21 protein-coding genes are annotated in these 22788 nt (G+C 33.4%); 6 read left to right on the top strand and 15 right to left on the bottom strand.

Annotation, left to right across the window (positions count from 1 at the left end; translation table 11 throughout):
- The first annotated feature begins 2 nt into the window (after positions 1-2).
- The 4 genes from DKT72_RS05455 to DKT72_RS05440 all read left to right on the top strand — a co-directional run bounded on the left by DKT72_RS05455 (position 3) and on the right by DKT72_RS05440 (position 2385).
- Positions 3-434 (top strand): hypothetical protein, encoded by a 432-nt coding sequence (locus tag DKT72_RS05455; protein ID WP_111307721.1) that lies wholly within the window; start codon positions 3-5, stop codon positions 432-434.
- 2 nt (positions 435-436) lie between these two features.
- Complete coding sequence (locus tag DKT72_RS05450; RefSeq protein WP_111307720.1) at positions 437-1045, top strand: ExbD/TolR family protein; 609 nt, start codon at positions 437-439, stop codon at positions 1043-1045.
- A 27-nt stretch (positions 1046-1072) separates the two neighbouring features.
- Positions 1073-1555 (top strand): ExbD/TolR family protein, encoded by a 483-nt coding sequence (locus DKT72_RS05445; protein WP_111307719.1) that lies wholly within the window; start codon positions 1073-1075, stop codon positions 1553-1555.
- 137 nt (positions 1556-1692) lie between these two features.
- Positions 1693-2385 carry a porin family protein gene (locus DKT72_RS05440; protein ID WP_111307718.1) on the top strand — a complete coding sequence of 231 codons (693 nt, stop codon included), beginning with the start codon at positions 1693-1695 and terminating at the stop codon, positions 2383-2385.
- Here the strand turns inward: DKT72_RS05440 and DKT72_RS05435 are convergent.
- The 14 genes from DKT72_RS05435 to aroE all read right to left on the bottom strand — a co-directional run bounded on the left by DKT72_RS05435 (position 2380) and on the right by aroE (position 17497).
- Positions 2380-2937, bottom strand: a complete 558-nt coding sequence (locus DKT72_RS05435) for a hypothetical protein (RefSeq protein ID WP_235841622.1) — start codon at positions 2935-2937, stop codon at positions 2380-2382. The two genes, DKT72_RS05440 and DKT72_RS05435, sit on opposite strands and share 6 nt — an antisense overlap.
- 47 nt (positions 2938-2984) lie before the next feature.
- Positions 2985-4445 carry an RNA polymerase factor sigma-54 gene (rpoN, locus tag DKT72_RS05430; RefSeq protein ID WP_111307716.1) on the bottom strand — a complete coding sequence of 487 codons (1461 nt, stop codon included), beginning with the start codon at positions 4443-4445 and terminating at the stop codon, positions 2985-2987.
- 82 nt (positions 4446-4527) lie between these two features.
- Complete coding sequence (gene asnS / locus DKT72_RS05425; RefSeq protein ID WP_111307715.1) at positions 4528-5961, bottom strand: asparagine--tRNA ligase; 1434 nt, start codon at positions 5959-5961, stop codon at positions 4528-4530.
- A gap of 104 nt (positions 5962-6065) precedes the next feature.
- Complete coding sequence (locus tag DKT72_RS05420) at positions 6066-8477, bottom strand: efflux RND transporter permease subunit (RefSeq protein ID WP_111307714.1); 2412 nt, start codon at positions 8475-8477, stop codon at positions 6066-6068.
- Between the two features lie 58 nt (positions 8478-8535).
- Entirely contained in the window at positions 8536-9810 is a 1275-nt protein-coding gene (locus DKT72_RS05415; RefSeq protein ID WP_111307713.1) for a DUF5686 family C-terminal domain-containing protein, read from the bottom strand.
- Positions 9811-9875: 65 nt separating this feature from the next.
- Positions 9876-10433, bottom strand: a complete 558-nt coding sequence (frr, locus tag DKT72_RS05410) for a ribosome recycling factor (protein WP_111307712.1) — start codon at positions 10431-10433, stop codon at positions 9876-9878.
- Positions 10434-10479: 46 nt separating this feature from the next.
- A complete protein-coding gene (pyrH, locus tag DKT72_RS05405; RefSeq protein ID WP_111307711.1) occupies positions 10480-11187 on the bottom strand; it encodes a UMP kinase in 708 nt (235 codons plus the stop codon).
- 124 nt (positions 11188-11311) lie between these two features.
- Entirely contained in the window at positions 11312-12286 is a 975-nt protein-coding gene (tsf, locus tag DKT72_RS05400; protein ID WP_111307710.1) for a translation elongation factor Ts, read from the bottom strand.
- Positions 12287-12370: 84 nt separating this feature from the next.
- Positions 12371-13159 (bottom strand): 30S ribosomal protein S2, encoded by a 789-nt coding sequence (rpsB, locus tag DKT72_RS05395; protein WP_111307709.1) that lies wholly within the window; start codon positions 13157-13159, stop codon positions 12371-12373.
- 163 nt (positions 13160-13322) lie between these two features.
- Positions 13323-13709, bottom strand: a complete 387-nt coding sequence (gene rpsI / locus DKT72_RS05390; RefSeq protein WP_111307708.1) for a 30S ribosomal protein S9 — start codon at positions 13707-13709, stop codon at positions 13323-13325.
- Positions 13709-14164: a 50S ribosomal protein L13 gene (gene rplM / locus DKT72_RS05385; RefSeq protein WP_111307707.1), complete on the bottom strand. Its 456-nt coding sequence runs from the start codon at positions 14162-14164 to the stop codon at positions 13709-13711. Before rplM ends, rpsI begins: the two co-directional genes overlap by 1 nt.
- Positions 14165-14407: 243 nt before the next feature.
- A complete protein-coding gene (locus DKT72_RS05380; protein WP_111307706.1) occupies positions 14408-16039 on the bottom strand; it encodes a glycoside hydrolase family 9 protein in 1632 nt (543 codons plus the stop codon).
- Between the two features lie 97 nt (positions 16040-16136).
- Positions 16137-16607, bottom strand: coding sequence for a DUF1572 domain-containing protein (locus tag DKT72_RS05375; RefSeq protein WP_111307705.1), 471 nt, complete (start codon positions 16605-16607; stop codon positions 16137-16139).
- Positions 16608-16624: 17 nt separating this feature from the next.
- Complete coding sequence (aroE, locus tag DKT72_RS05370) at positions 16625-17497, bottom strand: shikimate dehydrogenase (RefSeq protein WP_111307704.1); 873 nt, start codon at positions 17495-17497, stop codon at positions 16625-16627.
- 287 nt (positions 17498-17784) lie between these two features.
- Here aroE and DKT72_RS05365 point away from each other — a divergent pair, with 287 nt between their 5' ends.
- Positions 17785-18345 carry a type 1 glutamine amidotransferase domain-containing protein gene (locus DKT72_RS05365; protein WP_111307703.1) on the top strand — a complete coding sequence of 187 codons (561 nt, stop codon included), beginning with the start codon at positions 17785-17787 and terminating at the stop codon, positions 18343-18345.
- Between the two features lie 71 nt (positions 18346-18416).
- On the opposite strand, the gene polA is transcribed toward DKT72_RS05365, so the two are convergent.
- Positions 18417-21269, bottom strand: coding sequence for a DNA polymerase I (gene polA / locus DKT72_RS05360; RefSeq protein WP_111307702.1), 2853 nt, complete (start codon positions 21267-21269; stop codon positions 18417-18419).
- Between the two features lie 187 nt (positions 21270-21456).
- On the opposite strand from polA, the gene DKT72_RS05355 reads away from it, so the two are divergent.
- Positions 21457-22692, top strand: a complete 1236-nt coding sequence (locus DKT72_RS05355; RefSeq protein WP_111307701.1) for a metallophosphoesterase — start codon at positions 21457-21459, stop codon at positions 22690-22692.
- Positions 22693-22788: the final 96 nt, after the last annotated feature.

The following is a 22788-nucleotide window of genomic DNA, read 5'->3' as shown; positions in this document are numbered from 1 at the left end:
TTATGAATTTACATAAAATATTCAAAATTTTAGCTATCATCCTTAGCGTTATTGGTGCAGCATTTGCATTAGTAATTATAGCAGCTTCAGATGAAGATACAGCAAAAAGTATGAGTGGTAATATGTTAATAGTTGCTTATGTGATTTTAGCAATTGTACTAGTGCTAGTTTTAATATATGTAATAAAAGGATTGTTTTCTGGAGATATTAAAAAGACATTAATGTCCGTTGGGGCATTTGTAGCAATCATTCTTATATCATATATCTTATCATCTGGTACTGATTTAGACTTAACACCATTTAATAGTAAAGGATTAGGAATTACAGAAGCCGTATCAAAAAATGTGGGTGCAGGATTAATTGCATTTTACATATTAGGCTTTTTGGCTATTGCTTCCATGATCTTTTCTGGATTTAAAAAAATATCTAAATAATTATGGCAAAAAGAGCAGCACCAGAAGTTAATGCAGGCTCAATGGCCGACATTGCCTTCTTATTATTAATATTTTTCTTAGTTACAACAACCATTCCTAAAGATTCAGGGATAAGCAGGAAACTGCCTCCAATTGATCCTAATGATCAAAAACCACCTATCATCAAGGAGAAAAATATCTTTGCAGTATCACTGAATGGTAAAGATCAATTGTTAGTAGAAGATGAACTTATGGAGGTTAAAGATTTAAGAGCAGCTGCTGTTGAATTTTTGGATAATAATGGCGATGGAACTTGTAGCTTTTGTAAAGGTAAAAAAGATCCAACTTCTTCTGATAATCCAGATAAAGCGGTTATATCTTTAAAGAATGAAAGAGAAACCTCTTATGCTAAGTATATATCAGTTCAAAATGAATTGGTAGCAGCCTATAATGATTTAAGAAACAGAAGGGCCCTAGAAATAGGTTCTCAAAAAGGATTTCCTAACATGAACTTTATTGAAATGCAGGCTAAATATGATGATGTGAGATGGAGTGGCAATAAAACTAAGTTAAAAGAAGTTATTGATCAGATACAAAAGGAGATTCCCCAAAAATTATCTGAAGTTCAATAATAATTTTATCTAGAAAAAATAACAATTATGGCTAAATTTAATAAAAAAAAGGATGGAGAATTACCTCCAGTAAATACAGCAGCTTTGCCTGATATTGTATTCATGTTGTTATTCTTCTTCATGGTGGCTACAGTAATGAGAGAAAATACTCTTAAAATAGCAAATACGTTACCAGTAGCAAACCAAGTAGAGAAACTAGACAAGAAGAATCCAATAAGTTATATCTATATTGGTAAGCCTAGCGAAAACTATGCTTCTAAATTTGGTACAGAAGCAAGAATTCAGTTGAATGATGATTTTGCTGATGTAGATGAAATAGTGCCTTTTATAAACCAAGAGAGATCTGCTTTGAGAGAAGAGCTTATTCCTTACTTAACAGTCTCTTTAAAAGTTGATAAAAAGTCTAACATGGGTATCGTTGGAGATGTAAAGCAAGAATTGAGAAAAGCTAATGCTTTAAAAATAAACTATACAACAGGAACAGGTGATGTGTCGGCAAATGAAAATTAATACAATTTTATATTAAGCATAAAAAAAGGCATTCCTAAAAGGGTGCCTTTTTTTATGCTTAATATTTTGACAGGTGTAAAATTGTATATTTGCTATTAAAAAATGGTATGTTGTTATTAAGTAATAGGTTATTATAGATGAAAGGGTATTTAGTTTTAATAGGTGTTATTTTTTTCGGTTTCATTGAAGCTCAAGAAACAATTACTAAGACTGTAGATTCTTTGTATAAGGAAGATCAGTTTTATGCTGGGATTACTTATAATTTAATTGGAAATATACCAAAAAACCTATCCCAAAATGGGTTTTCTTTAGGATTTCATGCAGGATTTATAAAGGATATTCCCCTAAATAAAGATAGAGATATTGCTATAGGCATTGGATTAGGGTATTCTTCTAATTCATTTAATGAAAATTTGCTTATCATGAAAGATGATATGGGACATATCAACTATAGTCTTATTGATAATAATAACATGTCATTTTCCAAAAATAAATTTTCCCAGCATTTAATGGAACTTCCCATTGAGTTTAGATGGAGAACATCAACTCCTACAGACTATAACTTTTGGCGTATTTACGCAGGTTTTAAAATAGGCTATGTGTTTGCTAATACTGCCAAGTTTAAAGGAGATTTAGGAAGTTTTAAATACACTAATATCGAAGACTTTAATAAGTTCCAATATGGATTAACAGTAAGCATGGGTTATAATACGTGGAATTTATACTTATATTATGCCTTAAACCCAATTTTTTCCAATGATGCGAAATTAAATGGAGAGTCTATTGATATGAATGCCATAAAAATAGGATTGATGTTTTATGTTTTATAGCCAATAATTAATAAGCATTAATTGAGGTATCAAACCGACAAAAAAACCTAAAATGAGTTCTTTATAGGTGTGAGCATTAATGTGTAGTCTAGAAGTTGCAATGGCACCGATAACAATACTCATTAAAGCTAATAAACCATTAATATTAATGCTGAAGTGTATACTTAAAGCAATGAAAAACATAAATAATCCAGATACACCAATCATGTGGATGCTAGCTTTAAATTTAACGATAGCAAGAACCAAACACGTGAGAGTTGATATTAATATTCCCAAAAAGAAATAATAAAGTTCAGTAATTTGATGATTACTTATAACCCGTTGTAGAACTAATAGAATAACAAGGCAATTAATAGACAAAGGTATAATACGTTCTTTGGTTGTTTCAAGTTCTATCGAATTTACTTTACCTAAAGTTTTTAATAAAAAATAAAGTAAAATGGGTAAAACAATGGTTAAGATAAGAAGTGATATTATTTTGGCATAAATAATGTCTTGAGGTAAGTATTTTGGACTTATTTTAAAATAAAAAATAACCCCTATTAAAGGCATTAACAAAGGGTGGAATATATACGAGATACTGTGTAAGATACGGTTTATCATATCTTTTTTCGTAATCGTGCCACAGGAATGTCTAATTGTTCTCTGTATTTAGCAACGGTGCGTCTGGCAATTGGGTAACCTTTATCTTTTAAAATGGAAGCTAAGGTATCATCAGTTAAAGGTTTTCTTTTATCTTCTTCTTCTATAACTGTTTCTAGAATTTTTTTAATTTCCCTTGTTGAAACATCTTCTCCTTGGTCATTTTTCATTGATTCAGAGAAGAAATCCTTAATGAGTTTAGTGCCATAAGGCGTATCTACATATTTGCTATTGGCAACCCTGGAAACCGTTGAAACATCCATAGAGATTTCGTCTGCAATATCTTTAAGAATCATAGGTTTTAAGTTACGTTCATCGCCTGTTAAAAAGTATTCTTCTTGGTAGTGCATGATGGCACTCATAGTAATGAATAAGGTCTGTTGGCGTTGTTTTATTGCCTCAATAAACCATTTGGCGGCATCTAATTTTTGCTTTATGAATATAACAGCATCCTTTTGGGAATTCGATTTATCTTTAGAATCTTTGTAGCCCTTTAGCATATCATTATATTCCCTAGACACATGAAGTTCTGGAGCATTTCTCCCGTTAAGTGTTAATTCCAGTTCGCCATCAACAATTTTTATAGCAAAATCAGGTACCACATGTTCTACAATTCTATTATTGCCCGAGTAAGACCCACCCGGTTTAGGGTTTAAATGTTCAATTTCCCTAATAGCATCTTTTAGTTGAAGTTCACTAATATCAAATTTCTGTATGAGCTTATCATAATGTTTTTTAGTGAATTGATCGAAAGCGTTATCTATAATATCAATAGCTAATTCGACATCTGGATTCTTTTCTTTTCTATGTAGCTGAATGCTTAAACATTCTTGTAGGTTGCGCGCACCAACACCAGCAGGGTCTAATTGATGCACCATTTTTAAAACATGTTCAATGTTGTCTTCGGTGGTGTAGACGTTTTGAGTAAATGCTAAATCGTCCATAATATCTGTTACAGACCTTCTTATATACCCACTTTCATCTACATTACCAACCAAAAACTCTGCAATATTATATTCTTCGTCAGTTAATCTATAAGTATTTAATTGACTGATTAAATGTTGAGTAAAAGAGGTCCCTGCTGCATAGGGCATGGTTTTTTCTTCATCATCACTACTATAATTATTTACTTGGGTTCTATAATCTGGTATTTCATCATCACTTAAATATTCGTCTACATTAATTTCATCATTACCTATCTTTTCACTATCATCATAATCGTCTGTAGTATTGTCCAAATCGGCGTCATAATCATTTTCAATGTCTTCTTTACCACCTTCTAGCGCTGGATTTTCTTCCAATTCTTGTTTTAATCGTTGTTCAAATGCCTGAGTAGGCAACTGAATCAATTTCATTAACTGAATTTGCTGTGGAGAAAGTTTTTGGGATAATTTGAATTGTAAATGTTGTTTAAGCATTTGTATGATTTGGTTTCAGATAAAAATATAAAAATTATACTAACAATATGGTTTTAAAAAAACTATTATCTTAAGAATAATATTAAAATTCTGCATTCTGTGGTGTTCTAGGAAACGGTATAACGTCTCTAATATTGCTCATTCCGGTAGCGAACATAACCAAACGTTCGAAGCCTAACCCAAAACCTGAGTGGACTGCAGTTCCATATTTGCGTAAATCTAGATACCACCATAAATCTTCTTCAGGAATATGGATGGCTGCCATTTTTTTCTTAAGGACATCTAAACGTTCTTCACGTTGAGCTCCACCAACAATTTCGCCTATACCTGGAAATAAAATATCCATTGCCCGCACTGTTTTACCGTCATCATTTAAACGCATATAGAATGCTTTAATATTTGCAGGATAATCATATAGTATTACTGGACATTTAAAGTGTTTTTCAACTAGAAAACGCTCATGTTCACTTTGTAAATCGGCGCCCCAATCTTCAATTATGTACTTAAATTTCTTTTTCTTATTTGGTGTGCTGTCTCGTAAAATATCGATAGCTTCTGTATAACTTAAACGCGTAAAGTTATTTTCTGTTACAAAGTTTAACTTTTCAATTAAACTCATGTCACTTCTTTCGGCTTGAGGCTTGGTTTTTTCCTCATCTAAAAGTCTCTGATTTAAAAAGTCTAAATCTTCCCGGTTATTGGCCAAAATATATTTTATAACAGATTTTAAAAAACTTTCTGCTAAATCCATGTTGCCCGCCAAATCCATAAAAGCGACTTCAGGCTCAATCATCCAAAATTCGGCAAGATGTCTAGATGTATTTGAGTTTTCGGCTCTAAATGTTGGTCCGAAAGTATATACCTTTCCTAAAGACATGGCATAAGTTTCTGCTTCTAATTGTCCCGATACTGTCAAATTTGTTTCTTTTCCAAAAAAATCTTTTGAATAATCTATCTGTCCGTTTTCCGTTAAAGGCGGGTTCTTGCCATCTAAACTGCTTACCCTGAACATTTCTCCAGCCCCTTCGGCATCACTGCCTGTAATAATAGGTGCATGCATGTAGTAAAATCCATTCTCATTAAAATACTTGTGAATGGCAAAAGACAGGGCAGAACGCAAACGCATCACCGCACTAAATGTATTGGTTCGGGTGCGTAAATGGGCATTTTCTCTTAAAAATTCGAAGGAGTGTTTTTTAGGTTGAATAGGGTAGGTTTCAGGATCTGAATCTCCCAAAATTTCAATATGCTTCACATTAATTTCTACACTTTGTCCTTTTCCAAGACTTTCAACCAAATCACCTTTAATATGAATCGCAGCACCCGTTGTAATGCGCTTTAAAATGCTTTCATCGGTGTTTTCAAAGTCAACAACACATTGAATATTATTTAGGGTAGAACCATCATTTAAAGCGATAAATCTATTAGCCCTAAAGGTTCTTACCCATCCTTTAATATCAACTTCTGGATTCGCGATTTTTTGCGATAATAATTCTGAAACAGTACGTATTTGCATGTATATAAAATTTAAACGTAAATATAAAAAAGACTTTTGGGTTTTAATTAAGTGTGCCTGAAAAACGAATTAAAATAATAAACTTAAAAGAATAGGATTTCTAATTAAAAGTTTGAATTGTCATCATCTACATCTTCATCATCATCTTCTGGAATAATGTTAATGGCTGGCTCTTTCAGTACTTCTTTGTTGGCGATGCTTCTTTCCAAAGACAATAAAAGAGAAGGTAAAAGAATTAAGTTTGATAGCATAGCAAATAATAAGGTTGCAGAAACCAAAGCACCTAAAGCAACAGTGCCACCAAAACTTGAAATAGTGAATACTGAAAAACCAAAAAACAAAACAATTGATGTATAAAACATACTGACTCCTGTTTCACGTAAAGCACCATAAACAGATGTTTTTATTTTCCAATTATTCGCCTGTAACTCTTGTCTGTATTTTGCAAGAAAGTGAATGGTATCATCTACAGAAATACCAAAGGCAATGCTAAACACTAGTATGGTTGAAGGCTTGATAGGAACACCCAAATACCCCATCAAACCAGCAGTAATTAATAAAGGCAACAAGTTTGGTATGAGCGATACAATAATCATTTTAAAAGACCTAAACATGAATGCCATAAATAAGGATATTAATAAAATGGCAAGTGTTAGGGAAACAACTAAATTGTTGACCAGGTATTTGGTGCCTTTTTGAAACACCAAAGCTTTACCAGTCATAGTAATATTATATCTGTCTTTTGGAAATACTTTATTTATTTTTGTTTGAAGATTTTCTTCAATACGCTCCATTTTATCGGTACCAATATCTTTCATAAAGGTGGTAATTCGGGCGTATTGACCCGTGCTATCAACAAAATTGTTTGTCAGATTAATGTTTGAGGTTGAGTTTTTTGCATAGGATAAAATGAAGCTACTTTCTTGTGATGTTGGTAACTGATAATGTAGCGGATTTCCATTGTAATAAGCCTGTTTAGAATACTTAACCAAGTCAACAACCGATATGGGTTTTGAAAGTTCTGGTGTTTCAATAATTACATCTTCCAACTCATTCATGCGTTTCAGGGTAGACAATTTCATAACCCCCTTTTTCTGTTTGGTATCTACCATAATTTCAAGAGGCATGATACCGTTAAATTCACGCTCGAAAAACCGAATATCTTCAAAAAACTCAGCTTTTTTGGGCATGTCTTCAATAAGACTACCCGAAATCCTGATTTTATAAATACCAATAATACTCACTATTAGTAATATAACAGATGTGGCATAAATAGCAATACGCCTATGTTTTACAACCCATTCTATCCAGTTAACAAAACCACCAATCCAACGTTTATTTAAATGTTCTAAATGACGATCTTTTGGATAAGGTAGGAATGAATATATTATAGGAATGATTAATAAGCATAGCATAAAAATAGCAACAATACTTAAAGAAGCTACTGTACCAAATTCTTTTAAAAGTTTGCTTTCGGTTAATATAAAGGTAGCAAAACCAGAAGCAGTCGTTAAATTGGTCATTAATGTAGCATTCCCAATTTTTGTAATAACGCGCTGTAATGATTTTACTTTATTACCATGTAATTTTACTTCTTGCTGATATTTATTAATTAAAAAGATGCAATTAGGAATACCAATCACTATGATTAATGGTGGAATAAGAGCTGTTAAAACAGTTATCTCATAATTTAAAAACCCAATGATCCCTAATGTCCACATCACGCCAATACAAACCACTATAAGCGAGATGAATGTGGCTCTAAAAGACCTGAAAAAGAAAAAGAATATTAAGGAGGTTACTACCAGAGCCGCTAGAATAAACAATCCAATCTCATCAACAATATTTTGTGCATTTAGAGTCCTTATATAAGGCATTCCTGAGATTCTTACATCTAAATTGGTAGTCTTTTCAAAAGCTTCAATTTTTGGTAATAAAATATTGATTACAAAATCTTTTCTAGCAGAAGTGTTTACAATATCTTTTTTTAAATAAATAGCAGAACGAACAGTTTTTGTTGTTTTGTTGAACAAGAAATTATCATAAAAAGGATATTTGTTAAACAATTCATCTTCAAGTGTTTTTATTTGTTTAAATGAAGAAACAGAATCTTTTATAAAAGGACTTAAAGTAAATTTTCCATTAATAGTATCTTTTACAAGTTTTTGAAGATCTTTTATTGAAATTACCGATTCAACAGCATCATATTTTTTGAAATTATCGGATAAATTATTCCAAGCATTTAATTTTTCAACAGTAAATAGAGTAGAATCTTTAACACCAATGACAATAAGATTGCCTTCTTCTCCAAAGGTTTTTAAAAAATTATCGTAAGTAATATTAATGGGGTCATCATCAGGCAATAGATTGGCTTCCGTATAAGTGAAGCGCATATGTTTCCATTGGGTACTAAATAAAACAGTGATGATTAAAATACCAATAAGAATGGCGATTTTATTCCGTAAAATAAGTCTTGCAGTAACCGCCCAAAAATTTGTTGTAAAAAGCTTAAACATGCTTTAGTTTAAAGTTGCGCAAAGGTAGAAAAAACAATGAATTAAGCGATTAATAGATTTAGAATGTTACGTTAAATGTAAATTTAAAGGCCACATTATCATCAAAGTTTGGTAAATGGTAAGCTCCATATCTGTAAGCAAAACTCAATCCGAAACCAAATAGCAGTTTATTTATTTCAAATCCGGATTCTGTATACCCCTTTTTTAATGAACCAAAAGTTATATCTTGGTGTCTTTCCACATGGTCAATATCACCAATGGCGAACCTGGTTATCAATACTAATTGCGGTTTATAACGATCAGATATATTAAAAGGTTTTATGGCATGCTTTAATTGAAGGGTCGCAAATTTATCTGAAAAAAATTCATTGAAAAACATGGTTTCGAAACTATTCGTCCCTGCAACAGAAAAGCGTCTTAAAATCTTTTCTTTATTAATATTATTTGGATAAGTGTGATATAAATGTGTTAATGGCGTGTTACCATTGGCGATGCCAGAGACTAAAGTGATTTCAGAAAAGTTATCATTTATATGCTTTATTTGCTGAATAGCTTTAAATTCAAATTTCGAAAAATTGAAATCACTTTTAAAAACATCCTTAAAACTTTTGGTATATTGAAAGGTGAATTTAGGATAACCGTTTTTAATTTCCTTTACATCTCCATTATCATTCATCTCAAAATCACTAAACGGACTCCATTGGATGGCTAATTTCATCATGCTTAAATTAAATGAATGATAATTATCGCCATTTAACACAAACTCATAAGGATATGTTGGGTTTATATCATTAAAAGAAAATTGGGTTTCAGTTAATATTTTCGGACTTAGTTCATGCTCTAAAGAGATAGATTTAGAAATGATTTTATGAAATAAACTGATGTTTAGTAATCTGGGTTCAAAGAATGAGAAAAAGCGTTTGTCTGTCAAAAACGTTGAGCTACCAGTCTCTTGTAAGTCGTCTGTATAGGATGCATTTAACCAGGTATTTGTGTTTTTAGAAAGTCTTAAGCCCCCACCAAAACTATATTTGAAACGCTGGTCTCCAAATCCATAAACCACATAGGTGTTGAGTCTAAATTTTTCTGAAAAAGCATCATTTGTTATACCGCCCAATCCCGTTCTTAAGGCTTCATATTGATTATATTTAATAAGATATCTTAAATCAAAATTGAAGTATTTGGTGGGCAAATAACCGTCCCCCAATTGTTTTAAAAATTGTCTTTTTTTAATAGAATCCTGAATGGGTTCAGAATTACTTTCTGCCATAGATTGTCCTGTCATCAACCAAGAAAATAGTGAAAAAAAAGCGAGAGTACAGAATTTTGCCATTAAAGGATGGTGTAAGTAAGCTAAAGTTTATAAAAAAGAAGCGACAAATTTGTCGCTTCCAGAATTTATACGGTCATAATTTCTTTTTCTTTAAGCTCGAACATATCGTCAATTTTTTTAACGTATTTATCGGTCATTTGTTGTATGTCTATTTCTGCATTCTTTTTAAGATCCTCGGAAATATCATCAGATTTTTTTATGTCGTTATTAGCATCTTTACGAGCACTTCTAACTCCAATTTTAGCGTCTTCAGCTTCAGCTTTAGCTTGCTTGGCTAAATCTCTACGACGCTCTTCTGTTAAAGGTGGTACATTAATAATAATAGTGTCGCCGTTATTCATAGGATTAAAGCCGAGATTGGCATACATAATGCCTTTTTCAATTTCTTGAAGCATATTTTTTTCCCAAGGTTGAACCGTAATAGTTCTACCATCTGGGGTATTTACATTGGCTACTTGATTTATTGGTGTTTGATTCCCATAATAATTTACAAGTACGCTTCCTAACATGGCAGGGCTTGCTTTACCTGCTCTAATATTTACTAGTTGCTTTTCTAAATGTCTAATAGCATTATCCATTGCTTCTTTTGCAGTGTCTAATATAAATTCTGTTTCCTCGTTCATCGTTTTAAACTTTAATGGTCAATTATTGTTCAAAAATTACGCAATATTATATGTTTACTTCTGTGCCAATTTTTTCTCCAGAAACTACTTTTAAAAGGTTTCCTTTTTTGTTCATATCAAATACTATGATAGGCAAATTGTTTTCCTGGCTAAGCGTAAAAGCGGTTGTATCCATTACTTTTAATCCTTTTTTTAAAACTTCATCAAAAGATATAAAGTTGAATTTAACAGCTGTGCTATCTTTTTCAGGATCTGCGTTGTATATACCGTCCACTCGGGTACCTTTTAAAATAACGTCCGCTTCAATTTCTATAGCTCTCAAAACAGCCGCAGAATCTGTTGTGAAGTAAGGGTTTCCTGTGCCTCCACCAAAAATAACAACACGCCCTTTTTCTAAATGGCGAATGGCTCTTCTACGGATAAAAGGTTCGGCAACTTCATTTATTTTTATAGCAGATTGTAATCTTGTTTGAATACCAGCATTTTCTAGAGCACTTTGTAGAGCTAATCCATTAATAACGGTTGCCAACATCCCCATATGATCGCCTTGAACACGATCCATACCTTTACTGGCTCCAGAAACACCTCTAAATATGTTACCGCCACCTATAACGATAGCAACTTCAACGCCTTTGTCTGTTATGGTTTTAATATCTTCGGCGTATTCTGCCAAACGCTCTGGGTCTATACCGTATTGGCGATTTCCCATTAGGGCTTCACCAGATAACTTGAGAAGGATTCTTTTGTATTTCATTTTTGCTTTTGAAAGTTTAGCAAAGCTACATAAAAAATTTATTTTATAAATTTTTATAAAACTGAATTGAATAAAAAAGCCACTATAAGGGTTTATAGTGGCTTGAATATATTCTATACGTTTCTTATCCTAAAGATACACGTTTAAAACCAGTGATGGTAACATCTCCATAAGACGCTACATATTTAGCAACATTTATTTTATCGTCTTTAATAAAGTTTTGATCTAATAAACATTGTTCTTGGTCTAAAGTCGTGTTATCTGAAATGAAACGCTCTAATTTACCTGGTAAAATTCTATCCCAAATTTGTTCTGGTTTACCTTCTGCTTTAAGTTCAGCTTTTGCAGCTTCTTCCGCTTTAGCCAAAACTTCAGGGGTTAATTGAGCCATAGAAATGTATTGAGGTACATTTTTTAATGTTTTACCTAAACGTGCTAATTCTTCATTATCTTTTTCAATAACAGCGATTCTAGCTTCAAGTTCTGATGCGATAAAAGCTGGATCAAAATCTTTGTAAGATAATGTTGTTGCTCCCATTGAGGCTATTTGCATAGCAACATCTTTAGACAAGATTTCTGCATTTTTTACGTTAGCAGATAAACCTACTAATGCAGCAATTTTGTTAATGTGAACATAACTGCCCACGTATGGTGCTTCTAATTTTTCAAAAGCGGTGATGTCTAATTTTTCACCAATAACACCCGTTTGTTCAATTAATTTTTCAGCAACGGTCATACCACCAAAATCGGCTGCTAAGAACGCCTCTTTAGTATCGTAGTTAAATGCTAAATCTGCTAATTGATTTGCTAATGCTACAAAATTTTCGTTTTTACCAACAAAATCAGTTTCGCAACCCAATACGATGGCTACACCTACGGTGTTGTCTGCATTTACTTTCGCGATAGCAGCACCTTCAGAAGATTCGCGATCTGCTCTATTTGCAGCCACTTTTTGTCCTTTTTTACGCAAGACATCAATCGCTTTATCAAAATCGCCTTCAGCTTCAACTAAAGCTTTTTTGCAATCCATCATTCCAGCACCTGTTGCTTGTCTTAATTTGTTTACTTCTGCTGCTGTTATTTGTACTTTAGCTTCCATATATGTTTTAATTTAAAAAGTCGTTCAATAAATTTCCAACAAAGAAAAGAACTAAACGACTTATTTATGTTGTATTAATGTTATTTATTCTTCTTCGTCGGCTGCAACTTTGACAGTTTTAGCTTTAGACTTTGTTTTTGTTACGATTTCTTCAGACTCATCAGAATCTTCAAAACCATCTTTTTCAGCTTTACGCTCTGCTAAACCATTGGCAATAGCAGTAGTTACGTGAGATAAAATTTTATCAATCGATTTTGAAGCGTCATCGTTTGCTGGGATAACATAATCAACTTGACGTGGGTCTGAGTTGGTATCTACCATAGCAAAAATTGGAATGTTTAATTTTTGAGCTTCTTTTATCGCGATATGCTCACGTTTGATGTCTACAACAAACAATGCTCCTGGTAAACGAGTCATATCGGCTATAGAACCTAAGTTTTTCTCTAACTTAGCTCTTAGACGATCAACTTGTAAACGTTCTTTTTTAGATAGTGTTAAGAACGTACCATCTTTCTTCATTCTATCAATAGAAGCCATTTTTTTAACCGCTTTTCTAATAGTAACAAAGTTAGTTAACATACCACCTGGCCATCTTTCAGTGATGTAAGGCATGTTAATTGCGCCTGCTTTTTCAGCAACAATATCTTTTGCTTGTTTTTTTGTTGCAACGAATAAAATTTTACGGCCTGAATTGGCGATTTTGCTTAAAGCCTCACTTGCTTCTTCAATTTTTACCGCTGTTTTATAAAGATTAATAATATGGATACCGTTGCGTTCCATATATACGTAAGGGGCCATATTTGGATCCCACTTACGAGTAAGGTGACCGAAGTGTACACCTGCTTCAAGTAATTCTTTTACTTCTACTGCCATTTTGTAATAGTTTACGTTCTGTTGATTAGCAATGATTAAGTGGTCATTTTTCAAATCGCCTTAACCATTTAGATGCTTAACTAAATCCTGACTTTTAAAGGTCATGGACAACAATAACTGGTTTAAATTTTTCTTTGTACTGAAAATTAATTCAGCAATAATATTAACGTTTAGAGAATTGGAATTTCTTACGCGCTTTTTTCTGACCGAATTTTTTACGCTCTACCATTCTTGGGTCTCTTGTTAATAAGCCTTCTGGTTTAAGTGTTAATCTGTTTTCTGCATCTACTTCGCACATAGCACGAGAGATCGCTAAACGAACAGCTTCTGCTTGACCAGTAATTCCGCCACCTAATACACTTACTTTAATATCAAAGTTACCTTCGTTATTAGTCATTGCTAATGGTTGGTTAACTTTATACTGTAAAGTAGATGTTGTAAAGTAAGCGTTTAATTCTTTTTTGTTTACTGTGATGTTCCCTTTTCCTGGGGCAACATATACACGAGCAACCGCCGTTTTTCTACGACCAATTTTGTGAATTACTTCCATTACTTGAATTCGTTTAAGTTAATTGTTTTTGGTTTTTGTGCAGCATGTGTGTGTGCAGAACCAACAACAACATTTAAATTACGGAATAAATCTGCACCTAATTTGTTTTTAGGTAACATTCCTTTTACCGATTTTTCTACGACTCTTGCTGGATCTTTTCCAAACAATTCTGTAGCTGTTAAACTTCTTTGACCACCTGGATACCCTGTGTGACGAATGTATGTTTTATCATTCCACTTGTTTCCTGTTAAGTTGACTTTTTCTGAGTTGATAACAATCACGTTATCTCCACAATCAACGTGTGGTGTGAAGCTAGGTTTATGCTTACCTCTTAAAAGTTTTGCAACTTTTGAAGCTAAGCGACCCAAAGATTGACCTTCAGCATCCACTAAAACCCACTGCTTATCTGCAGTCGCTTTATTAGCTGAAATCGTTTTGTAGCTTAATGTGTCCACGTTATTAATTTTTTCTTATTAAACATTCCTCTCTCAAAAAGAGTTTGCAAATTTACAATTATATATTTGATTACCAAATACAGACGAATATTATTTATAGTTAATTTATTAGGTGATTATTAAGGTTTAATATCTTTATTTAAGTTTGAGTAATTGGAGACTTTTTTTTAAATATAATAGACTGTAATCTATTGTGAATTTTTTAAATTGAAATATTAAAAAAATCTACTTAATGGATTGATTTCAATCCACAAACCCCATCAAAGCATACACCAAAGCACCTTGCCAATTAATAGCTATTTCATTGAGGCTATAAGATTCTTGGTCATCAATCCAATCGGTTGCTGTGTGTCCGCCACCAACCAAATACCCTGGCCAGGGTGCTTCAATACCATCAGCACCAGATCGGCGGTCGTGTGGATGCATGGGTGGGTTGATGCCCAAACCAGTTACAAACGACCGATTATAGAAATTGTTTCCAAAAATATGGTCAACAATACCAACGGCGGTGTCTATATATTCTTTTTTTGGTTGTAGCTTGTTGGCAATTTGTAAATTCATCGTTTGGCGCGCGACCGTACCATTACAGCCCCAAAAATAGATCCCACCAAGCGCACGGGCATATACATCTGTTTTGCCTTTTTCAACCAAGGCATCTGCATTATGGATGATGTTGTTTTTAATCAATTTATCAATTTCAGGATTTTTGTCTTTTCTTTTTGAAAGGGCATAGGTGAACATGCCCAGATTAGACACATTTCCCCAATCCCAATTTTCTTCCATCTTGAAATCCATAGTAGCTGCTCTTTTTTCAAAATCGGCAAGTGCCGTTTTATCCCCTGTGGTTTCCCATAGTTCTGCGGCTGCCCATAATCTATCGTCGGCATCTCTGGTTTGGTAGCCCCCCGTTTTAAAGTCGCCTTGAACAAAACGTTTTTCTTCTGGATTTTGCTGTAAAAAGCGATAGCTTATCCAAGCGGCATCCAAACATTTTTTGGCATACGCCGCATCATAAGGTTCAAAATAGCGTGCGGCCATAGCCATCATCGCTACAAAATCGGCAGTGGCGGCAGAACTCCATTCTGTAAAATAGCGTTTCTCATCATCTTTATCGGCCATAATAAATGGTGCAAAGTTTATACGTGTTAATTTATGCGATACTTTTCCAGAACCATCTGGATATTGCATTTTCAAAACCCAGTCGGTTTCCCATTTTATTTCTTCAAGAAAATCAGGCAATCTAGTAGCTGTTTTTGGAAGGTCTAAATGTAATTTTTCAATTTTTGGTTTAAAATGCTCCCATGCCATGAAAAGCATACCGACAGTGATACCCGCATTCACAGTGTATTTTCCGTAATCACCTGCATCATGCCATCCGCCAGTTCCATCACGTTGAAAGCCACTATTTCCTATATAGTCATCAAATCCATCTTTTAAATGACATGCGTCCTGATGATACTGGTTTCCATTGAAATCATCTTCAACAACCATACCACAACGCCATAAATAAAAGGCACGCATGCTTGTTTTTGCAGCAAAATTAAACGTATCGTCGGCTATTTTAAATGGTATAGATTTCCCAACATTTGGTATTTCTAGAATATAGTCTCCAGACTTTGTGAATTCTGAAAAATCGGCGTTCCAAATATTTTGATCTACATCTTTTTGGTAAATAGGACCCGTAGTTTTTCCTGAAAACACAAGATGGCCTTTCAAATCTAGAATATTAAATGCGGTACATTCTTTTGAAATGGTTGCAGATTTTTTAAGATTGGTCAGGAAGCCAAGAGAGTTAACATGAATATCTTTAGATTGTGCTTTACTACAAACGGTTGAAATGAAACAGATAGTGATAAAAATAATTTGCTTTTTCATTGCCTGTAGTGGTTTGGGTTTAGAAGGTTATAGGTCATGTATTCTGTTCAGGCTAAGCTAATCATAATTTTTTTATTGTTTTGAAATGATTCCTTTTTTAACTTGATTGTAGTAACTTTTTTATCAAAACAATTTGTCCTAGATGATAGTAGCAATGTTCAGTCATACCTTCAATATTTCGATGATATGTTCCGTATTTTTCATCTACAAAATTTTCGTTTAACTTTTCTTCAGACATTTGTTCAACCAAATTGGCAAATTCGTCTGTATCGGCCCATAATTTTTCTAAAAATAATTCCCAATCACTCTGTGATGCAATTGGAGGGAAATCAAAACTAAACGAGTCTTTAATATCTAGATTCCCACCCTTGAATACATTTTTTATTCCATTAATATAATAATGGATATGCTGAGCTAAAACAGAGATTGCATTTAATGCCCCTAATTTTTTATTCGCAATGTCCAAACGTGTATTTGTCAATTGGTCTTTGTAATTTGTATTTGCTATCCAAGTTCCGTTTAAAATAACTTCTCTAAAGCGGTTTGCTAAGCCATGGCTTTTTTCCATAGTTTGATTTTTACTAGTTAGTCTTTAATATTCAGGGCCTTTTTTAAAGCGCTATGTATTATTGCAGGTTCTACATCTGTACCCGTCCAATGTTTAATACCAATCACACCTTGATTTACCAACATTTTTAATCCGTCAATTGTTTTACAATTTTTTGCCATTGCTGTTTGAATTAAATGGGTTTTCGGGGGATTGGGAATGCAATCTGCAACTAACATATTGGTTTTAATAGAGTTGAAATCTATAGGTAATTGCTCATTGATATTGGGATACAAACCGATACTTGTAGCGTTAATAACAATATCTGTAGTGGTTTCGACAGCGTATTCGTTTGTCCAAGGATGATAAACGGCTTTTGTCTCAGTCTTTTTATTTAATAATTCTACAACCTTTTCAGCTCGTTCTTTGCTTCGGTTAACAATAGTGATTAATGAGGCTCCTGCTAATGCCAATTCTACAGCTATAGCTCTTGCAGCCCCGCCAGCTCCAAATAAAGTAACATGTTTATTAACAGGATTGACTATTTCTTTAAGTGCCTGTACAAAACCTTTACCATCCGTGTTTTCACCAATCCATTTATCCCCTTGTTTTACAACGGTATTTACGGCACCTATTAATTGAGCAGATTCTCCGAGTTCGTCTAAATATTTGATGATTTCAACTTTATGAGGTAAAGAGCAATTAAAGCCTGCCCACCCCATCGCTTTGGCACCATTTACTGCAGCTTCCAGGTTTTCAGGGCTTACTTCACAAGTGATATAACGAAAATGCAATCCATGATGTTCATAGGCTGCTTCTACCATTGCTACGGTAGGGTTTTCGGCAGCAGGTTGTGCAAAACAAGCTGTCAATTGAGGCAAAAAATCAGGATGTGGGTTCAATTCTTTCATTTTATGTTTTACGCTTTTGTTTTGAAAAAGAGATGTTTAATTGTTTTTTTTATGGTTTTATTTAGTTCTAATAGTTCTAAGAATGGGTCATTTAAAGTGTTACTGCAAGATAAGTTGTTTAGCTCTTAAATAATAATTTTTTTAGTATGGATAAGAGAACTAGAAGATTCATAAAGTTTATTTAAAGACCTGTTAATGTTAGGTTAAACTCCCTAAAGCATTCGTTATAATTGTTTGTTTTCCTTATATTGAGGATGAGCATTTATTAATTAAAAATTAAAATAAAAATGGAAAATTTAGAAAGAAAGACCGTTGCTATATTAGCAACTGATGGATTTGAAGAAAGTGAATTAACAGAACCAAAAAAAGCCCTAGAGAAAGCTGGAGCAGATGTACATATAGTATCTATAAAATCTGGGGAGATCAAAGGATGGTCTGATGGAAATTGGAGCAATTCTTATAAAGTTGATAAAACTTTAGAGGAGGTGTCTCAAAGTGATTATCATGCCTTAATGCTACCAGGCGGTGTTATAAATCCTGATTTATTAAGAAGAAATGTTAAAGCAGTAAAGTTTGTTAAATCATTTTTTGAAAATAAAAAACCTGTTGGAGCGATATGCCATGGTCCATGGCTATTGGCTGAAGCAGATGTTTTAAAAGGACGTAAAGTAACATCTTTTAGTTCCATAAAAACAGACATTATTAATGCAGGAGCGCATTGGGTAGATCAAGAAGTTGTTGTCGATGAAGGATTGGTTACGAGCCGTTCACCGAAAGATTTACCGGCATTTAATGCTAAATTAGTAGAAGAAGTGTACGAAGGTAAACATAACATGCAAACTGCATAATATGATTTGATCATATAAAAAAGGGTGGGATTCCATCGAATCCCACCCTTTTTTATATGTTAATTTTCAAATTAATGTGCTTCTAACCAATCATAGCCAACACCCAAATCTACATCCAATGGGACTTCAAGTGTATAGGCATGTTCCATTTCGGTTTTTACCAAAGTTTTAATAGTCTCTAGTTCGGGTTTGTAAACATCAAAAACCAACTCATCATGTACTTGTAGTAGCATTTTGGTTTTGTAATGACCAGCTTTTAGTTTATTGTAAATATTAATCATAGCCATTTTAATAATATCGGCGGCGCTGCCTTGTATCGGTGCATTAACCGCATTGCGTTCCGCAGCTCCTCTTACCACAGCATTTCTGGAATTAATGTCTTTTAAATAACGGCGACGGCCTAAAACGGTTTGAACATAGCCGTTGTCGCGAGCAAAATCTATTTGCTCACTTATAAAACTTCTTAGTTTTGGGTAGGTTGCATAATAAGTGTCAATCAATTCTTTCGCTTCGCTTCGTGTTAGGTTGGTTTGATTGCTTAAACCGAAAGCTGATACCCCATATATAATACCAAAATTCACGGTTTTAGCATTGCTACGTTGCTCACGAGTCACTTCATTTAAAGGCACATTAAACACTTTAGATGCTGTTGAAGCATGAATGTCTTCGCCATGTTTAAAAGCATTTATCATGGTTTCTTCTTTACTTAAAGCGGCTATGATACGAAGTTCTATTTGAGAATAATCGGCAGATAATAGCGTGTAATCATCATTTCTTGGAATGAATGCTTTTCGTACTTGGCGACCCCGCTCTGTTCGAATGGGGATGTTTTGAAGATTTGGGTTGTTGCTACTTAAACGTCCAGTAGCAGCAACTGTTTGCATATAATCTGTGTGTACTCTCCCCGTAATTTTTAAAACTTGATGCGGTAAAGCATCCACATAAGTGCTTTTTAGTTTTGATAAGCCTCTAAAATCTAAAATATGCTGGATGATTTCATGGTCTTTTGCCATGTAACTTAAGATATCTTCCGATGTGGCGTATTGCCCTGTTTTGGTTTTTTTAGGTTTATCAACCAATTTCATTTTATCAAAAAGAATCTCTCCTAATTGTTTTGGCGAGGCAATATTAAATGTTTCGCCAGCTTCTTTATAGATGTTTTCTTCTAAAGTTTTGATGTCATTATCTAATTCAACCGACAATGATTTTAAAAAGTTTTCATCTAAATTTATACCTTCCAATTCCATCGCTGCCAACACGCGCAATAATGGAATTTCAATGTCATAAAACAATTTTTGTGTATTAGCTTCCCCTAATTCTTTTTCAAAATGTTCTTTAAGTTGAAGCGTTATATCGGCATCTTCAACAGCATATTCCGTTTGCTTTTCTAAAGGCACCTCTCGCATGGTTATTTGATTCTTCCCTGTTTTACCAATCAGTTCCGTGATGGAAATAGGGGTATAGTTCAAATAAGTTTCAGCCAACACATCCATATTGTGGCGCATATCGGGATTGATTAGATAATGGGCCAACATGGTATCAAATAATTTGCCTTTTACATCGATGTTGTATTTAGCCAACACTTTAATATCATATTTTAAATTCTGACCAATTTTTTCAATAGATTCATTTTCAAAAAACGGACGCAGTTGCTCAACTAATGCTTGTGCATCGTTTTTGTCTTCTGGAAATGGTAAGTAAAAGCCTTTGCCAGTTTCCCAAGAAAAAGCAATACCAACTAATTCGGCTATAATGGGGTCTATATTGGTTGTTTCGGTATCAAAACAAACGCTTTTTTGAGCCATTAAATTTTTAATGAATAATTTAGTAGCCATACCAGAAACCACGCTTTGATAAAAGTGTGATGTGTTTCCAGAAGTGTTTCTAGAGCTGTAATTTTTTACAACTTCTGCATCACCATCATTCCCAAATAATGAAAATTGACCAGCACCTGCTGAGGATTTTGATTCTTTCTTTTCTTTTGGTTTTTCTTCGGAAATGGATTCACTATTCTGACTTTCCATTGAAGCCATTTCTGCTTCAATAGCAAATGTTTTTACAAAGTTTGTTAGTAATTGTCTGAATTCTAATTCTTCAAAAATGGCTGTTACTTTTTCAATATCGGGTTGGTCTAATTCAAAATCTTTGGCATTAAATTCAACAGGCACATCTAGCATGATAGTCGCCAGTTTTTTAGAAAGTAAGCCGAGTTCTTTATTGGCTTCAATGTTTTCTTTCATTTTTCCTTTTAGCTCATGGGTATTTGCCAAAAGGTTTTCCATGCTACCATATTCCGCCAATAATTTTTTTGCTGTTTTTTCGCCCACACCTGGCAAACCTGGAATATTATCACTAGAGTCCCCCATCATTCCTAAAAAATCAATGACTTGTAATGGGTCATCCACTTCAAATTTTTTCTTTACTTCATCAATGCCCCAAGTTTCGTAACCACCGCCGAAAACCGGGCGATACATAAAAATATTATCAGAAACTAATTGAGCAAAATCTTTATCGGGTGTTACCATAAAGGTTTTGTAACCTTCTTTCTCCGCCTGTTTGGAAAGCGTTCCTATAACGTCATCGGCTTCATAACCTTCTTTCACCATAATAGGAATATGCATGGCTTTTAAAATGTCTTGAATATAAGGAATGGCAATTTTTATGGCTTCAGGGGTTGCATCACGGTTGGCTTTGTAGGCTTCAAACATTTCCACTCTATCAACACTGCCACCTTTATCAAAACAAACGGCTAAATGGTCGGGGCGTTCTCTTTTTATCACATCTAAAAGAGAATTCATAAATCCCATGATAGCAGAGGTGTCTGTGCCTTTGGAATTGATTCTAGGGTTTTTTATAAAAGCATAATAACCTCTAAAAATTAGGGCATAGGCATCAACTAAGAAAAGACGTTTTTTATCGGACATTTGATTGGTTTTGATAGAAAATCAAAACTACAAAAAGTTAATGGTAAAATTGAAATTATTGAAAGCCCTATTTGGTTTTTGCATTTTGTAGTGAAAGGAAAACGAATTAACCTTAACTAATAGTTAAATAAAATTCGCTTGTCGCCTATTAATTTATAATACTATTATCTTTGAAAAAAATAAACCTATGATTCGTTGGATTATCTTCCTTATCATCTATGTTGTTGTAGATTTTTACGCTTTTCAGGCATTTAAAACGGTTTCAAAAAATAATTGGATATATCTTTTATATTGGGTATTATCTTTACTTGTTATCGGGAATTTCCTATTTAATTATTATGAGTTTAATAGAAACAATGGCTTCTCTAAAAATCAAGCCTTTGCTTTTGGATTTTTAATTGCCGCATTGGTTCCTAAAATGGTTTTATTGTTAATCATGTTTGGGGAAGATATTTTTAGAATACCACAGGCTATTTACAGATATTTTACTGAGGGCGGTAGTGCTAAAGGAAATTATTTTCCAGCAAGGCGCCAATTTTTAAGTAAAATGGCAATCGGTTTGGCTGCTATTCCGTTTGCTTCTATTATTTATGGCATTTATAAAGGTAAGTATAATTTTAAAGTGTTGAAATATACGTTGACTTTTGAAGACTTACCTAAAGCTTTCGATGGTTATAAAATCACACAAATAAGTGATATTCATTCAGGAAGTTTTGATGATATGGATAAAGTTAAATACGCTATCGATTTAGTGAATGAACAACAAAGTGATGTTATCCTGTTTACTGGAGATATGGTTAATAATAAAGCAGAAGAAATGCATCCTTATATGCATGTTTTTGATAAGCTTTATGCTAAGGATGGTAAATATTCTGTATTGGGGAATCATGATTATGGTGATTATGTGTCTTGGGAATCAGAACACGCAAAGCATCAAAATTTAGAAGATTTAAAAAAGGTTCAAAAAGAATTGGGCTTTGATTTATTATTGAATGAAAGCCGTTATCTAGAAAAAAATGGCGAACGCATTGCTTTAGTGGGGGTTGAAAATTGGGGCGTAGGAGGCTTTAAAAAGGCGGGTGATTTAAAAAAGGCTGAAAAAAATATAGATAAGAATGATTTTAAAATATTAATGAGCCACGATCCATCGCATTGGCAGTATGAAGTTATTAAAGCAGACTATCATTATCATTTAACATTAAGCGGACATACCCATGGGATGCAATTTGGTATTGAAATTCCAGGATGGATTAAATGGAGCCCTATAAAATGGCGTTATAAATATTGGGCAGGTATATATAATGAAATGGGTAAATACATTAATGTAAACCGTGGTTTCGGGTATTTAGCATTTCCTGGTCGAGTCGGTATTTGGCCAGAAATTACAGTTATAGAACTTAAAAAGGCCTATAGAGATGCTTAATTAGTTTTCGCCTGTAATAATTATGAAGAAATTATGTATTTTTATCTTAGTAAATTGACAAATACGTTATAAACTATTGCAAATATTTGTAATATT

The sequence above is a fragment of the Confluentibacter sediminis genome (assembly GCF_003258355.1).
Classification (GTDB): domain Bacteria; phylum Bacteroidota; class Bacteroidia; order Flavobacteriales; family Flavobacteriaceae; genus Confluentibacter; species Confluentibacter sediminis.
Note: the sequence above shows the minus strand (reverse complement) of the source record. Positions and strands in the feature narration are given on the sequence as shown.

Bases quoted from the DNA above. Each gene is read 5' to 3' on its own strand.
- DKT72_RS05455 (WP_111307721.1), top strand. From the start codon at position 3: ATGAATTTACATAAAATATTCAAAATTTTAGCTATCATCCTTAGCGTT.
- DKT72_RS05450 (WP_111307720.1), top strand. From the start codon at position 437: ATGGCAAAAAGAGCAGCACCAGAAGTTAATGCAGGCTCAATGGCCGAC.
- DKT72_RS05445 (WP_111307719.1), top strand. From the start codon at position 1,073: ATGGCTAAATTTAATAAAAAAAAGGATGGAGAATTACCTCCAGTAAAT.
- DKT72_RS05440 (WP_111307718.1), top strand. From the start codon at position 1,693: ATGAAAGGGTATTTAGTTTTAATAGGTGTTATTTTTTTCGGTTTCATT.
- DKT72_RS05435 (WP_235841622.1), bottom strand. From the start codon at position 2,937: ATGCCTTTAATAGGGGTTATTTTTTATTTTAAAATAAGTCCAAAATAC.
- rpoN (WP_111307716.1), bottom strand. From the start codon at position 4,445: ATGCTTAAACAACATTTACAATTCAAATTATCCCAAAAACTTTCTCCA.
- asnS (WP_111307715.1), bottom strand. From the start codon at position 5,961: ATGCAAATACGTACTGTTTCAGAATTATTATCGCAAAAAATCGCGAAT.
- DKT72_RS05420 (WP_111307714.1), bottom strand. From the start codon at position 8,477: ATGTTTAAGCTTTTTACAACAAATTTTTGGGCGGTTACTGCAAGACTT.
- DKT72_RS05415 (WP_111307713.1), bottom strand. From the start codon at position 9,810: ATGGCAAAATTCTGTACTCTCGCTTTTTTTTCACTATTTTCTTGGTTG.
- frr (WP_111307712.1), bottom strand. From the start codon at position 10,433: ATGAACGAGGAAACAGAATTTATATTAGACACTGCAAAAGAAGCAATG.
- pyrH (WP_111307711.1), bottom strand. From the start codon at position 11,187: ATGAAATACAAAAGAATCCTTCTCAAGTTATCTGGTGAAGCCCTAATG.
- tsf (WP_111307710.1), bottom strand. From the start codon at position 12,286: ATGGAAGCTAAAGTACAAATAACAGCAGCAGAAGTAAACAAATTAAGA.
- rpsB (WP_111307709.1), bottom strand. From the start codon at position 13,159: ATGGCAGTAGAAGTAAAAGAATTACTTGAAGCAGGTGTACACTTCGGT.
- rpsI (WP_111307708.1), bottom strand. From the start codon at position 13,709: ATGGAAGTAATTCACAAAATTGGTCGTAGAAAAACGGCGGTTGCTCGT.
- DKT72_RS05380 (WP_111307706.1), bottom strand. From the start codon at position 16,039: ATGAAAAAGCAAATTATTTTTATCACTATCTGTTTCATTTCAACCGTT.
- DKT72_RS05375 (WP_111307705.1), bottom strand. From the start codon at position 16,607: ATGGAAAAAAGCCATGGCTTAGCAAACCGCTTTAGAGAAGTTATTTTA.
- aroE (WP_111307704.1), bottom strand. From the start codon at position 17,497: ATGAAAGAATTGAACCCACATCCTGATTTTTTGCCTCAATTGACAGCT.
- DKT72_RS05365 (WP_111307703.1), top strand. From the start codon at position 17,785: ATGGAAAATTTAGAAAGAAAGACCGTTGCTATATTAGCAACTGATGGA.
- polA (WP_111307702.1), bottom strand. From the start codon at position 21,269: ATGTCCGATAAAAAACGTCTTTTCTTAGTTGATGCCTATGCCCTAATT.
- DKT72_RS05355 (WP_111307701.1), top strand. From the start codon at position 21,457: ATGATTCGTTGGATTATCTTCCTTATCATCTATGTTGTTGTAGATTTT.